This window comes from Emticicia sp. C21, assembly GCF_003418935.1.
Taxonomy (GTDB): Bacteria; Bacteroidota; Bacteroidia; order Cytophagales; family Spirosomataceae; genus Emticicia.
In genome coordinates, this window is record NZ_QVMT01000006.1 from 240,918 (window position 1) to 254,661 (window position 13,744).

Consider the following 13,744-nt stretch of genomic DNA (forward strand, 5'->3'; position numbering starts at 1 on the left):
GGTGAAAGATAGATTACCTTTATAGGGTAGAAAGGTAATTTTACAAAATTAGCGATGTTTATAAATAATCAACTCATCGCCTAATAAGTTTTGTTTTTCTGTTATCTCAATGTTTTTAGGCATATTGGGTGCCGCAATACCTTTATATAGCTGATTAGGGCTTCGAAAAACCCGGATTTCATCAAACAAATTAGCTTTGATAAAACTCTGCAAAAGAGCAGTCCCTCCCTCTACATAAACTGACTGTATTTTTCGCTGATATAATTCCTGCAATACATTCTCGATAAATGACTCACCAAATGCAATTTTGATATATGTATTCCTCTCGTCTGATTTCTCTATCAATTCGTTGAATACCCACGTATTTTGAGTATTATTAAACAAATTCAAGGATTGTGGTAATTGCAATTGTCTGTCAACTACGAGTCGTATAGGATTCCTAGCCCCTTGCCATCCTCTCACATTCAATTTGGGATTATCATATCGTGCAGTATTGGTACCAACCATAATCGCATCTTCCTCGCTACGCCATTTGTGAGCCAGTTTATGCGAAAGCGCATTACTGATTTTTACAGGTTCATAATTTTCGCCCGCAATAAAACCGTCGGCTGTTTCAGCCCATTTCAGAATCACATAAGGGCGTTGCTTTTCTATATTGGTAAAGAAACGGGCATTTAATGCTCTACCTTTCTCTGCTAATAAACCTTGCTCTACTTCAATACCTGCGGCTCTTAATTTAACAATGCCTTTTCCGGCTACTAAGGGATTTGGATCATCATTGCAAATGACTACTTTTTTTACCTGGTGTTTCACCAGTAAATCAGCACACGGAGGAGTTTTGCCAAAATGTGAGCAAGGTTCAAGGGTTACATAAACCGTAGATTCTGGTAGCTTTGATTGGTCTTGTACTGAATTGACTGCATTCACCTCGGCATGCCAGCTACCATATTGCTGGTGCCAACCCTCACCGATTATCTGGTCGTTATGCACAATCACACAGCCAACCATCGGGTTAGGACTCACCTGTCCTCTTCCGATTTCAGCCAATTGTAGCGCCCTTAGCATATATTTTTCTTCCATTCTTAATTTCTTGCGTTAATTTTGCGGCAAATCACAAAGTTTACATTTTGAACGAGATTACTACCAGCAAACAATTCTTCGACGAATTGTTACACCAAATTACGGTGTATGAGACACAGGAAGCAAAAGAAATTGTTTTTTGGTTGTTAGAACATGAGTTGGGCCTCAAAAAAATAGATATCCTAAGCAATCGACCTATCAATTCCACAAAAAGCATTGACTGGGATTCGATTGTTAAGCGCTTAAATAATCACGAACCCATTCAATACATTTTAGGGGAAACAACTTTTTACGGCAGAAGATTTCTGGTTGATGATTCTGTACTGATTCCAAGGCCGGAAACCGAAGAACTGGTTGATTATGTTTGTGAGTGGGAAAAGAAAACCAATAGAATTGAATCCGAAAAAAAAGTAATAGACATTGGCACAGGCAGTGGTTGTATTGCTATTTCTCTGGCAAAAGAGTTAAGCAACGCACAGGTCTGGGCGTATGATATTTCAGAAAAAGCATTAGTAACAGCCCAAAAAAATGCAGACCTTAATCAAGCGGCTAATGTAAGTTTTGAAAAGGTAGATATTCTGCAATACTTATCAAACGGTGCACAATCTAAGCTTCGTTTTGATATAATCGTGAGTAATCCCCCTTATGTTACTAAGCAGGAAGCTGCACAGATGCGAAGTAATGTACTGAATTTTGAGCCACATTTAGCCCTTTTTGTTGAGGATAATGACCCACTAATTTTTTATCAGGCTATTGCCAATTTTGCTATCCAGACTTTGAAAGAAGATGGTTTAGTAATAGTAGAAATCAACGAGAGTTTGGGAGAAGAAACTGCAGGTGTGTTCAGTCGAGCAGGATTCTCTGAAACTGAAGTGATTAAGGATTTGCATCAGAAAAATAGATTTGTGAGAGCAGCGTTTTTAAAAAGATGAGAAAGGATTAAGTGTTTTTATGGGATTTTCCTATCTTCACACTTTTTACAACAAATTGGGTCGATTTATTTGATTTTGAGGAATCATATTTCTATAAAATCAAAGTATCTTATGTTATTAATCCAACGATTTTGCTTTAATCTTAATACAAATGGAAGGTTCGAGAATTTTACATAAAAAAATAAGAGAGGTTTTTTCAGAAACAAGTAAAGTAGTGATAGGGCAGGAACGATTGATTAATCGCTTGCTGATTGGGCTTTTTACAGGTGGTCATATTTTATTGGAAGGTGTTCCCGGACTAGCTAAAACAAAAACTATCAACACCTTAGCCAAGGTATTAGATTTAGGTTTCAACCGTATACAATTTACTCCCGACTTGTTGCCTTCTGACCTAGTCGGAACGATGATATATAACCAGAAATCAGGTGATTTTGAGGTAAAGAAAGGGCCGATATTTTCTAATCTGATTCTGGCTGATGAGGTAAACCGTGCCCCAGCTAAGGTACAATCAGCGCTTTTAGAGGCTATGGCTGAAAAACAGGTAACTATTGGTGACGAAACGCATCAGCTCGACCGACCATTCCTTGTAATGGCTACCCAAAATCCAGTAGAGCAGGAGGGAACTTATCCATTACCGGAAGCACAGGTTGACCGTTTTATGATGAAAGTTTTTGTAGATTATCTTGACAAAAACTCTGAACTGGAAATGGTTCGCAAAATGGCTAATCTTAATTTCAATTATGTGCCGAAACCGATTTTAGACAGAGAAGAAATTGCAGCTGTCAAGCAGGAAATCAACCGGATTACAATTTCTGAAATGTTGGAAAGGTATATCATTGAGTTAGTATTTTCTACACGCCGTCCGGCTGAATATGGCTTGAAAGACGAAGCCCGATACATTCAGTTTGGGGTTTCTCCGCGTGCAGGTCTTTCTCTTTACAATGCTGCTAAAGCCTTAGCCTATTTTGACGAAAGAGATTATGTATTGCCAGAAGACATTAAGGCATTGGTACATGATGTTTTTAACCATAGAATTATCTTAAACTACGAAGCAGAAGCCGATGGCATAACTACCCGCCAAGTGATTGATACATTGTTGAAGAGAGTGGCAATTGGTAGATGATACTATTCAGGTAGAGACGTATTGCAATACGTCTCTACCAATTTCGATTAATTAATAAAATCTAGTTTTAATACTTACTCATAAATCACACTCAACAACTCTGCCGCACAAGCAGGTTTTTCAGAGCCTTCTAATTCAAAAATTGCATCAATAATCAGTTTTACTCCGCTAGGCTGCATATCTTCTACCTCTTTTAAAATGGCTTTCATACGCACCCGACTACCGGATAGCACAGGTGAGATAAACCGGACTTTATTGGTGCCATAATTCAAACCCATTTTGGCTGACTCTACCTTAAACATTTCGTACATGAACTTGGGCGAGAGCGATAATGATAAAAATCCATGTGCAATGGTTTTACCAAAAGGCGAAAATTGCTTAGCCATTTCTTCATTCACATGAATCCATTGGTCGTCGAAAGTAGCTTTGGCGAAATCATTAATCATTTCTTGTGAAAGTGTTTGCCAGCTTGATATACCTAGTTCCTTGCCTTTGAAAGCCTTTAGTTCAGCAATGTTTTTAAAGAGAATGGTATTACCCTCTTTCTTGATTTCGACGGGCCTTTCTTCTTTTGTCTGGATTTCCTCTTTAGGCGCTTCATAAGATGACATCTTCACATCATCAGACATTACGACTACCGCTTTACCCACCACTTTTCTATTCATCAAATCCGCAATAGCATCGGCCGCATTTTCTAACGCATACAATTTATGAATATGCGGACGAAGTCTGCCTTTCATAAAATAGCCTGCCAATTCCTGAATATTCTGAAAATTCTTTGCGGATTCTTTATCTGCAAATTGTCCCCAGAAAACACCTACAATGGAGCAGCCTTTTAATAAGGCCAGATTCAAAGGAATTTTAGGGATTTCGCCAGCGGCAAAACCTACTACCAGATAGCGCCCTTTCCATGCGATGGAACGTAAAGCAGGTTCAGCATATTTATCTCCTACGGCATCATAAATCACATCTACTCCTTTGCCTTCGGTGAATGTTTTGATTTGTTCTCTTAAATCTTCGGTTGTGTAATTGATAGTAAAATCTGCTCCCTTTTCTTTGCAAACGGCCAGTTTCTCATCGCTTGATGCCGCTGCTATTACTTTAGCACCCATCATTTTACCCAATTCAACAGCCGCCAGGCCTACCCCTCCGGCGGCGCCTAAAACTAAAAGTATTTCGCCAGTCTTTAACTCCCCACGGTCTTTTAAGGCATGAAATGAAGTACCATAATTATACATAACCGAAGCTGCTGTAACAAAATCCATTGAAGGCAACATCGGGAATACCCGACGAGCGTCTACTAATACCTCTTCTGCCATACCTCCCCAACCCGTCATCGCAAAAACTTTGTCACCCACTTTGACATGCTTTACACCTTCACCCACTTCTTTCACAATACCCGAAACCTCACCTCCCGGCGAGAAAGGCAAAGCAGGTTTGAATTGATAGAGATTCTGGATAATGAGTGTGTCAGGAAAGTTGGCACTGCAAGCTTTGATGGTAATAACCACTTTACCAGCCTCTGCCTTTAGTGGTTCTAATTCTTCTAAAACTAAGGTATCCGGCTTGCCAAATTCTTTACACAAAAGGGCTTTCATAGTTGGTTTTGTTTGATGGTGGGTATTTTGGATAGTTGAATATTAAATCTTACTCGTTGGAGTAAATAAAATCGAAGGGTTAAATATATCGTCCCTACAGGACTTAAAAGCATTTTTAGTTATTTTTTCTACCGATATAGCATCCCTACGGGATATTTTTTAAGTCCCAGAGGGACGATATATCGGTAGAGAGATAAAACTTTCAGAGAAAAGTATCTCGTAGGGATAATATATTTAATACCACTCAAATTATACTATTAGAAATTAATCGTCTAATTAGACAATTGAGTAATAGGTGTAAAATCGACCTTGCGAAACTCAACTTCTGAACCCTCAGCTTGTAAAGCAATTTGTCCTTTACTGACCGTACAATTAAAGCCATGATTGACTAAATCACCATTGACCCATACTTTTATCTGGTCACCCAGGCACTCTACTCGCATGGTATTCCATTCGCCGACAGGCTTTTCAGATTTATCAGTCAGGTTGACGATTCTACGCTCTTTACCATCTACTGAGCCCCAGTTTTTCTTAGGTCCTCTTCTTTTTTCCATATCAGGCACACTGATGTCTTCACCAATACACCAGAAATCCCCTGCATTTTTATGCATCAACTGTGCCTCAATAGACTTCGGGAACATAGCATACAATACACGTGGTGTAGAGGCATGCAAAATAACGCCACAATTACCGGGTTTGGCCGCAAAACGATATTCTATTTCGAAGCGATAGTTTTCATAAACTGAATCAGTGATGATATGTCCTTGTGGGTCAGCCAGACTTACCAACATCCCATTACGTATAATAAATGGGTTTTTACCATTGGGGTTATTATCTAATGCCGGAACATCAATATGCCAGCCATCAAAATTTTTGAAGTTGAACAGGCTACGGGTTTGTGCTTTGGTACTTAATGAAAATATTAATAAAACGGCTATAAGAAAGGTGTTTTTCATAAACAGATAGGTTTTTATATTGGATTGAATAGGTATTACATAAAAATAGCCAATAGCTTTTTAAAAGTACTATTGGCTATCAGATTTTTTATTTCAGCTTATTTCAAAAGACCTTCCGGAACTGGTTTTTCTAGTAAATATTTATAGATAAACTTGGTTTTCAGATTGTCAAAATGCTGTCCTTTATTACCTCCCCAGCCGTGTCTGCCACCAGGATATAGCATAAATTCAAAGTCTTTTTTCTGGTCTTCCAATTTGCTGATTAACTGAATGCTGTTTTGCATATGTACGTTATCATCCATCGTACCATGCACAATCTGTAACATACCTTTATATTTATCAGTATGTGTCATTACGCTACTACTTTTATACCCCTCAGGGTTTTCTGCAGGCGTATCCATAAAGCGTTCAGTATAGGCACTATCATATAAGCTCCAGTCGGTTACACTTCCACCTGCCATACCGTGTGTAAATACATCAGCGCCATAAGTGAGGGCATAACAACTCATATACCCACCATAGCTAAAACCTGTAATACAGATTTTGGTAGGGTCAGCAATACCTTTCGCAATTAACGATTTCACTAAAGTGATATAGTCTTTCATTTCCCAATAACCCAGATTACGGTGCATATAAGCTACACCTTCTTTACCAAAATGCCCGCTTGCACGGTGGTCTAGTGATACCTGAATCAGACCCTCTTGTGCCAACCATTGGCTACGAGGTGTCCACGACCATTGGTCGAATACCGTTCCGGCATCAGGACCGCCATAGATACTGATTAATACCGGATATTTTTTGCCCGGTACCATATTCTGAGGATAGGTGATAGTCATAGGCAAATCAAATAAACCATCATCACTTTTCACTCTTAATAATTCCGATTTGGCTACATTATAAGTATCCATTTCAGCTCCCTTAACCGTACCTAAGTCTTTGATAATTTTTCCGGTATTATCTACCACTGCCATTTGTGTAGGAGTAGTGATATTTGAGTAAGTAGTAATGAAATACTTGAAATCTGGCGACAATTGAATCTGACGGTGGTTGAAATCGCCGAAAGTCAGACGTTTCAGGTTTTTGCCATCAAAACTTACGCGATAGAAATCATAACGGGCAGAATTTTCAGGTCCGCGGGCATGGAAATAAACCACTCTGTTCTTCTGGTCAATCCCTTCTACTGACTTAATAGTGAATTTACCATTGGTAATATTATTGATTAGCTTACCATCTACGCCATATAAATACAGTTGTTTCCAACCGCTTTTATCGCTCAGGATAATCATTTCTTTGTTACCATCCAATAATGTTAGACGATTGTCGGCATCATCAATATCAATCCAGGCTTTCTGGGTTTCGGCATACACTTCTTTTTTGCTGCCGTTGGTTGGAGATACATTATACAATTTCAGATTATCATTCCCACGGTTAATCCATTGTACCATCAATCCGCTGCCATCCAGCAACCACTCCGGCCAGCCGAAATATTGCTCTTCTTTTTCATTAAAATCAGCCCAAGTAACTTTTCCACCTTCCGGCGATACAAAACCAATTTTTGCTTCCGGATTCGGGTCACCACTTTTTGGATAGCGCGTTTCTTCTATAAAACCATGTTGGCCCTCACTATTATATAATGGAAACATTTGAATTTTGCTCTCATCAAAACGCATAAAAGCCAGTTTTTTGCTATCCGGACTCCACCAGAACGCTCTGAAACGTGTTGAGCGACCAAAGATTTCCTCCCAATAAACCCATGTCGCATAGCCATTCAAGGTAGTCTTGGTGCCATCGCTCGTATGCTGTATTTCTTTATTGGTTTTCAGGTTGAAAGTATACAGATTATTGTCTTTGGTATAGGCAATAAAATTACTATCCGGCGAAAAAGTCGGGTTTTTCTCTTCGCTTTTATCGTTGGTCAATTGTTTTTCACCACTATCATCCTTTAAGAAAATATCACCGTTTTTTATCGAAACCGACTTCTTAGGCTGAGGTATTTTAGAAGAAATCTTAGCCGTACCTTCTGTCAGTTTTCCGTTAGTAAGGTCTAAAACGAAATTTTTACTGCCTCCATTTCTTTGTACCACCGATAATTTATCGCCATCAGCCCATTGTACAAGGGGTAATATCTGTTGGAAATTTTGTGGCGAACGGCCTGCTTTTAAATCTTTTGCATCAAAATCTTTTTTCTGGGCAAAGACACAAGCATGAGAGAGGAGTAAAAGTGCTACGACTTTTTTCATGGTTTATGAAGTGTTTAGTTTAGAATGATTAAGGTCTAATTTATTACGCTTATATAGAATTAACGCTTAAAAATAGAGAATTTTTAAATCATCTGTATCAGAATAGACCAGGAATCGGCTAATCATAGATAAGTATAGCAAAAAAGTAGATGCTTTTGAACAGAATCAAGACTGACAGATAACAATCATTTATTACTGTGGAACAATCTGGAAATACCTCTCATTTATAATTTCTTTATTTTTCCTTAATAGTAAGATAATATGCGAACTCTACTTTTGCGCCCAGATTACGAAAGAAGAACTTTTATGAAAAAAACAATTTTACTAGCCTGCGCTATTACTATAGCCGTTGTCGGATGTAACAAAGACGAAGAAGTCCCTGCCTTAGAATTTACTGTTAATGAAGACCTTGCTACTTATAAAGAAATCGCTTCAATCGGTTTAGGGGGTGTAGGTGCTGCAGAAATCACAACTTACGATGCCCAAACCAAAAGATTATTTGCCGTAAACAACGGTACCACCAACAAAATCGATGTGATTGATTTGGCTGATCCTTCCAGTATTAAAGTTATTCACTCTATCAGCATGACTCCTTATGGGGGTTATGTGAATAGCGTATCAGCCTATAATGGCAAAGTGGCTGCTGCTATTGAATCTACAGACAAACAAGCAGCCGGAAAAATTGTTGTTTTCAATGCTTCTACTTATGCGGAAGAAAAAGTAATTACTGTAGGGGCATTGCCTGATATGGTTACGTACAGCCCTGATGGTAAGTATATCTTAAGTGCGAACGAAGGCGAGCCTAACACCAGCTATACCAATGACCCTGAGGGTTCGGTATCAATCATTGATGTAGCGAATAACTATGCAGTAAAAACAGTTAATTTTTCTGCATTCTCGAACCAATTAGCTGATTTAACTTCAAAAGGATTGAGAGTTTTTGGCCCTGGTAAAGATTTTGTAAAAGACATAGAACCTGAGTATATTACCGTTTCAGATGATTCAAAAACGGCTTGGGTAACTCTGCAGGAGAACAATGCCATTGCAGAAATTAACATTACTGCAGGAACTATCACTAAAATCAGTCCGCTTGGCTTTAAAGATTACAATGCTGCCGGAAACATGATAGATATTAGCGATAAAGATAATGCAGTAGGCGTTTTTGCTCCTTGGAAAGTATTTGGCACTTATATGCCAGATGCTATCGCTTCTACGAAATACAACGGTGTAACCTATTTATTTACGGCAAATGAGGGGGATGCCCGTGAATATGATGCTTTTGCAGAGGTAAAACGTATTAAAGATTTGAAATTAGACGAAGCGGCTTTCCCGAATGCTTCGGCACTTAAAGCTGAACCACAAATGGGACGCCTGAACGTTACCACTACTTTAGGTGATAAAGATGGTGACGGTGATTATGACGCGCTTTATAGCTTTGGAGCAAGATCATTCTCAGTATGGAATGCACAAACAGGCCAGCAAGTATATGATAGCAAAAACGAACTGGATGTAAAAATCAAAGAAGCGAATCTATATGATGATGCCAGAAGTGATGATAAATCGATAGAGCCAGAGGCTATTGCAATTGGCAGAGTAGGAAGCAAACTGGTTGCTTATGTAGGGATGGAAAGAGTAGATGCTGTAGCCGTTTATGATATTACAAACCCGACTGCACCTGTTTTTGTAAAAACCATACCTACTGGAGATGCCCCTGAAGGAGTGTTATTTATCCCTGCACCAAAAAGCCCCATACAACAAAGCTTGATAGTGGTAAGTAGCGAAAACGATGGCGTTGTAAAAGTATATAAGGCAAATAAATTGTAATATATATCTGTTTGGAAAAATGAGAAACAGGGGCTTGATTAAGCCCCTGTTTTTATTTTGTATTAAATTATTAACTACATTTTCCACTTTATCCCACAACCAATGGCTTTTGCCGTAGTAATTTCCACAGGTTTATTAGCCAGAAGTGCATTAATGGCCTGGCTTACATAATGTACACTGGCAGATGAAGCATCGTTTGAATTATTGTCGATAGCACCATGATAAGCCAGAATATAGTCATTACCTTCGCGTTTTACCACATAAGCCGTTGGGGTGCTTCTGGCACCATAGGTTTTAGCTACTTCCTGGGTTTGGTCTAATAAATACGGGAACTGATATTTACTGCTTTTGGCTCTATTCTGCATTTCACTAAAGCTATCACCCGGTGAGCGGTTACTGTCATTGGCATTAATCGCTATCACCGGATAGCCTTTTGGTGCATAAGTCTTGTTCAAATCAATAATACGTTGCTCATAGGCTTGCGCTACCGGACAGGTATTGCAGGTAATAACTACAATATATCCTTTAGCCGTTGCATCATGCCCCAATGCCACCATTTTGTTGTCAACATTTTTCAGGTTGAAAATCATTACTTTGTCTCCTACCTTATAGCCGTCTGCCGGTAAAAGGAAGCTGCTAAGCACAATCAAAAGTGCCGCTGCCATGCCGAGAATGCTTGTTTTTTTCATAAAATTCAAAATTGTGTTAAACAATAAATAATGTCGATATTAATTGATAAAAGGCTGAATTTCCTTTTCTAGTTGGCTCTCTGTTAAAGGCTCTTCAAATGTTTTGCGTGCGTTTTTGCCCGATGGAACAATAAGTGTAAAGGGTAAAGAACCTGACCAATCGGCCGATACCTGATCAATCCATGAATTATAATCAGGCTCATCTAATAGATAGATGCTCGATGACCTGATATTATTTTTCGCCACAAAAGGTTTCACTTTCGTGTTCAAATCCTTCACCATATCAAGATTAATCAATACTACCTTTACATTTTTGCCTGCATACTTTTTGCTGATTTTCTCAAAGTAAGGGAGTTCTTCCACGCAAGGTTTGCACCAGGTAGCCCAGAAATTGATGATCAATACAGTATCTTTCGACTGCCTGAGCATCTTTTCCAGGGCAGAGTATTTAATAGCCTGCACATTTTGTGCCATAGCCCAATAGCCTGAGCAAAGAAAGATGCTAAAAAGAAGTATGAGTTTTTTTATGTTCATCATAGAAAAGAATCTTTTCTGCTGAATGTATAATAAAAAACGTTTGTAAAACTGATATATTTTAAAAGAGTAGAATGAATAAGCCTTTTACTGAAACACTTGTTGTAAACAAATTTAACTCTAAAATTCAGCTAATCAATATTTTTTGAGAAAATCGAAAATATTAACCACGGAGTTACGCAGAGTTTTTGCTATTACTCCGTGAAACTCTGTGCAAAACTTAGTGCAACTCCGTGGTTAGAACAACAATCTGATATTACTTCCCTTTCACCCCAAACAACAATCTTACAAAATTGAATGGACGAATCAGAAAATGATAGATAAACAAACTAAACCCAAATGTGCCAAGCACCAGAATAAATAGCTTCAACCACACATTTAAATCCCAATCAGCAATATGGAAGCCAATAGCAACAGTAATAGTCTGATGCAGAATATAAAAAGGATAAACTGCTTCGGTACTATAAGTTAAAAATTTGTTTTTGAAGTTGAGATAATGTTTGGCAAATCCGCATATACCAAGGATGGTTGTCCAAAGACTGGCCATCGTTAGAACTCCATTAATGAAAGGCATAAAAGGTACATCATCAGGAATTTCTCCTATTATTGCATCAAAAGAAATCCTGAATGCAACGATGAATGTCCCAACACCTAAAAGCGCAATGCGATATTTCTCCATAATATCCCATATCTTCTGATTAGTGCCTATCAGATAACCATAGATAAAAATAGTAAGTGATAAAGTAAAATTATACCAGTCAGCAATCAGGTTGTTACTTACCGGCCATTTTTCTCTGAGAGTCCAGTAGAGAATCATAGGAATTACACTTAATAACAATACTCCCCAGATATTGCTGAAAAGGTTTCTTGCAGTCTTTATTACCTTTTGAGCATTATCTGACTTTAACCATAAAAACAATGGAGTACCTATCAAAGAGAAAACCCATAAGTAAGCCACAAACCATAGATGATGCCATGAGAAATCACCTTTGGGATAGGGAATAAAATTGAAAACATTCGGATAGAAATCTACATAAGAACCACTGAATTGCCCGCTTTGCAGACGCTCAAAATAAATCTGTGGTGGCACAATGATAAACATACCAAAAACCAAAGGAAGCAATAAACGCTTCGTACGCTCACCTATAAATTGCCAACCCGTACGCGACTTCATAGCAAAGCTTACTCCTACACCGGAAATAAAAAATAGTAAAGGCAAGCGCCAGAGATGTAGCCATTCCATAGGGTATTCCATTGTATGGTTAATGACATTGTTCTTTACATGCCATCCCCAACTGACGAAGAACATGCCGCTATGAAAGAAAATGAGAATACAGAAAGCTAATACCCGAATCCAGTCGATATAATACTGGCGTTTGGCTGTTCTGGTTTCGGGGAAAGATACTGTTGTAATAGGTTCCATGATTTTGTGCATAATTGTTTAAATGATGCCACAAAAGTAGACTGATGGCTAGGCTGGCGAAGCCTCTCCCGATAAGCGAGACGTTCGAGCCGATAAAAACGAACCTATTTCTGTATCCTGAATTGCGAAGGTGTCTGGCCGACAATCTTTTTAAATGAAGTATTAAAGGCCGATTTTGAGTTATAACCCACCATTTCGGCTATTTCTTCAATTTTAATATGTGTATATTCGGGAGATGCTAATAATTGTTGTGCTTCTTTGATACGATAGGTGGCGGTATAGTCAAAAAAACTTTGTCCCAGCTTTTCATTCAGAATTTGAGAGAGGTGGTGCGGCGAAACAGCCAGCATTTTTGCCAGTCCGGGCAACGAAAAATTATCATTCATAAAAGGTTTTTCGGTATTCATTACCTCTGTCAGTTTATCTAATACATTATCCTGAATATCAGTAGTCAAAGATGACTTCTCATACTTTTTCACAGCTTTGGCCTGTTCATCATGAAAGAATTTTGAGCGACTGATGACTGAGAAAGAAATGGCATAGATAATAAGCGTAATATGGCCTGCAATAATATGGTCGCCTAAATCATGAATGAATGTTATTTTGATAATCAGAAAAATAATGACAATAGACGCTAAGGAAACAGCCTGATTGCGAGACCAACTCAATTTAGGATTCTGATTGGAATTAAGTGGGAGACCATCTTTTCTAAAGGCTTTAATAACTACATAAAAACTTGCAACGAGGTATACAACCATATGGGCGAACATCAGGTCATTGATATGATGTTTAAACCAGTAGTACCATTCCCCTTCAGCATAATCGCACGGCACTCTGGCCATATCGGGATGGAAAGCATAGAGATAGGAGTTATAATGTGGAATGTCGGGGAGTGGATAAAATAAAACCGACATGTATACGAGATACGCAAAAAAAGGAATGAAGTGTAATAATTGTGCTTTGGTGAATCGCTCGGTAATATAAGTTTGTATATATAGAAATGAAAGGGGAGCTACAGTAAAATTGAGTGGCTCAGCCATATCTACCAGATAAAGTGTCTGAAAGGTATAATTGGTATAACCCATTAGTACTTCGGTAATAGCAAAAGCCATAGCAAATAAAAACAAGCCTAAATACCTATGCGCTACTTTGTTACCTTGTTTGGTAGTAAGAAAGAAAAATGCTAAAAAGAAGCCTTGTACTACTCCTAATAGTATAATAATCGCAAATAAATCAATTTTTAGCGGTAACGAGGGTAGCATTCAGACTAATTTTTAGAGCAAATTACAAATAAAAAAATACCTCGGCAAATCTTGTTAATTTCGCCGAGGTATTGATTGTGTGT

General features: G+C 38.3%; 11 protein-coding genes. 3 read left to right on the top strand and 8 right to left on the bottom strand.

From position 1 onward, the window contains the following. Positions 1–48: 48 nt before the first annotated feature. Entirely contained in the window at positions 49–1,080 is a 1,032-nt protein-coding gene (gene ribD, locus D0T08_RS15700; RefSeq protein ID WP_116983615.1) for a bifunctional diaminohydroxyphosphoribosylaminopyrimidine deaminase/5-amino-6-(5-phosphoribosylamino)uracil reductase RibD, read from the bottom strand. A gap of 47 nt (positions 1,081–1,127) precedes the next feature. Between ribD and prmC the strand changes: the two genes are divergently transcribed. Both prmC and D0T08_RS15710 read left to right on the top strand, forming a co-directional pair. Beyond that, a complete protein-coding gene (gene prmC, locus D0T08_RS15705) occupies positions 1,128–2,012 on the top strand; it encodes a peptide chain release factor N(5)-glutamine methyltransferase (RefSeq protein ID WP_229238969.1) in 885 nt (294 codons plus the stop codon). A 151-nt stretch (positions 2,013–2,163) separates the two neighbouring features. Beyond that, positions 2,164–3,135, top strand: a complete 972-nt coding sequence (locus tag D0T08_RS15710; protein ID WP_116983616.1) for a MoxR family ATPase — start codon at positions 2,164–2,166, stop codon at positions 3,133–3,135. 74 nt (positions 3,136–3,209) lie between these two features. Here the strand turns inward: D0T08_RS15710 and D0T08_RS15715 are convergent, their stop codons facing one another. From D0T08_RS15715 to D0T08_RS15725, 3 genes are all read right to left on the bottom strand, one after another. Further along, a complete protein-coding gene (locus tag D0T08_RS15715) occupies positions 3,210–4,733 on the bottom strand; it encodes a zinc-binding dehydrogenase (protein WP_116983617.1) in 1,524 nt (507 codons plus the stop codon). A 272-nt stretch (positions 4,734–5,005) separates the two neighbouring features. Next, positions 5,006–5,689: a DUF1080 domain-containing protein gene (locus D0T08_RS15720; protein WP_116983618.1), complete on the bottom strand. Its 684-nt coding sequence runs from the start codon at positions 5,687–5,689 to the stop codon at positions 5,006–5,008. Positions 5,690–5,787: 98 nt separating this feature from the next. Further along, entirely contained in the window at positions 5,788–7,929 is a 2,142-nt protein-coding gene (locus D0T08_RS15725) for a DPP IV N-terminal domain-containing protein (protein WP_116983619.1), read from the bottom strand. A gap of 306 nt (positions 7,930–8,235) precedes the next feature. Here D0T08_RS15725 and D0T08_RS15730 point away from each other — a divergent pair, with 306 nt between their 5' ends. Then, positions 8,236–9,753 (top strand): choice-of-anchor I family protein, encoded by a 1,518-nt coding sequence (locus tag D0T08_RS15730; RefSeq protein ID WP_116983620.1) that lies wholly within the window; start codon positions 8,236–8,238, stop codon positions 9,751–9,753. Positions 9,754–9,827: 74 nt separating this feature from the next. Here the strand turns inward: D0T08_RS15730 and D0T08_RS15735 are convergent, their stop codons facing one another. The 4 genes from D0T08_RS15735 to D0T08_RS15750 all read right to left on the bottom strand — a co-directional run bounded on the left by D0T08_RS15735 (position 9,828) and on the right by D0T08_RS15750 (position 13,661). Continuing rightward, positions 9,828–10,442, bottom strand: a complete 615-nt coding sequence (locus D0T08_RS15735; protein WP_116983621.1) for a thioredoxin family protein — start codon at positions 10,440–10,442, stop codon at positions 9,828–9,830. 39 nt (positions 10,443–10,481) lie between these two features. Next, on the bottom strand, positions 10,482–10,979 hold the full coding sequence (locus D0T08_RS15740) for a TlpA disulfide reductase family protein (protein WP_116983622.1): 498 nt from the start codon (positions 10,977–10,979) through the stop codon (positions 10,482–10,484). Between the two features lie 253 nt (positions 10,980–11,232). Next, the gene (locus D0T08_RS15745) at positions 11,233–12,399 is read right to left on the bottom strand and encodes an acyltransferase family protein (protein ID WP_158561278.1); all 1,167 of its coding nucleotides are present in this window, start codon (positions 12,397–12,399) and stop codon (positions 11,233–11,235) included. 104 nt (positions 12,400–12,503) lie between these two features. Beyond that, a complete protein-coding gene (locus D0T08_RS15750; RefSeq protein WP_116983624.1) occupies positions 12,504–13,661 on the bottom strand; it encodes a helix-turn-helix transcriptional regulator in 1,158 nt (385 codons plus the stop codon). Between the last annotated feature and the right edge of the window lie 83 nt (positions 13,662–13,744).

Excerpts from the sequence above, each read along its gene's own strand:
- D0T08_RS15740 (WP_116983622.1), bottom strand. The coding sequence starts at position 10,979 with ATGATGAACATAAAAAAACTCATACTTCTTTTTAGCATCTTTCTTTGC.
- D0T08_RS15730 (WP_116983620.1), top strand. The coding sequence starts at position 8,236 with ATGAAAAAAACAATTTTACTAGCCTGCGCTATTACTATAGCCGTTGTC.
- D0T08_RS15725 (WP_116983619.1), bottom strand. The coding sequence starts at position 7,929 with ATGAAAAAAGTCGTAGCACTTTTACTCCTCTCTCATGCTTGTGTCTTT.
- D0T08_RS15735 (WP_116983621.1), bottom strand. The coding sequence starts at position 10,442 with ATGAAAAAAACAAGCATTCTCGGCATGGCAGCGGCACTTTTGATTGTG.
- ribD (WP_116983615.1), bottom strand. The coding sequence starts at position 1,080 with ATGGAAGAAAAATATATGCTAAGGGCGCTACAATTGGCTGAAATCGGA.
- D0T08_RS15710 (WP_116983616.1), top strand. The coding sequence starts at position 2,164 with ATGGAAGGTTCGAGAATTTTACATAAAAAAATAAGAGAGGTTTTTTCA.
- D0T08_RS15720 (WP_116983618.1), bottom strand. The coding sequence starts at position 5,689 with ATGAAAAACACCTTTCTTATAGCCGTTTTATTAATATTTTCATTAAGT.
- D0T08_RS15750 (WP_116983624.1), bottom strand. The coding sequence starts at position 13,661 with ATGCTACCCTCGTTACCGCTAAAAATTGATTTATTTGCGATTATTATA.
- D0T08_RS15745 (WP_158561278.1), bottom strand. The coding sequence starts at position 12,399 with ATGGAACCTATTACAACAGTATCTTTCCCCGAAACCAGAACAGCCAAA.
- D0T08_RS15715 (WP_116983617.1), bottom strand. The coding sequence starts at position 4,733 with ATGAAAGCCCTTTTGTGTAAAGAATTTGGCAAGCCGGATACCTTAGTT.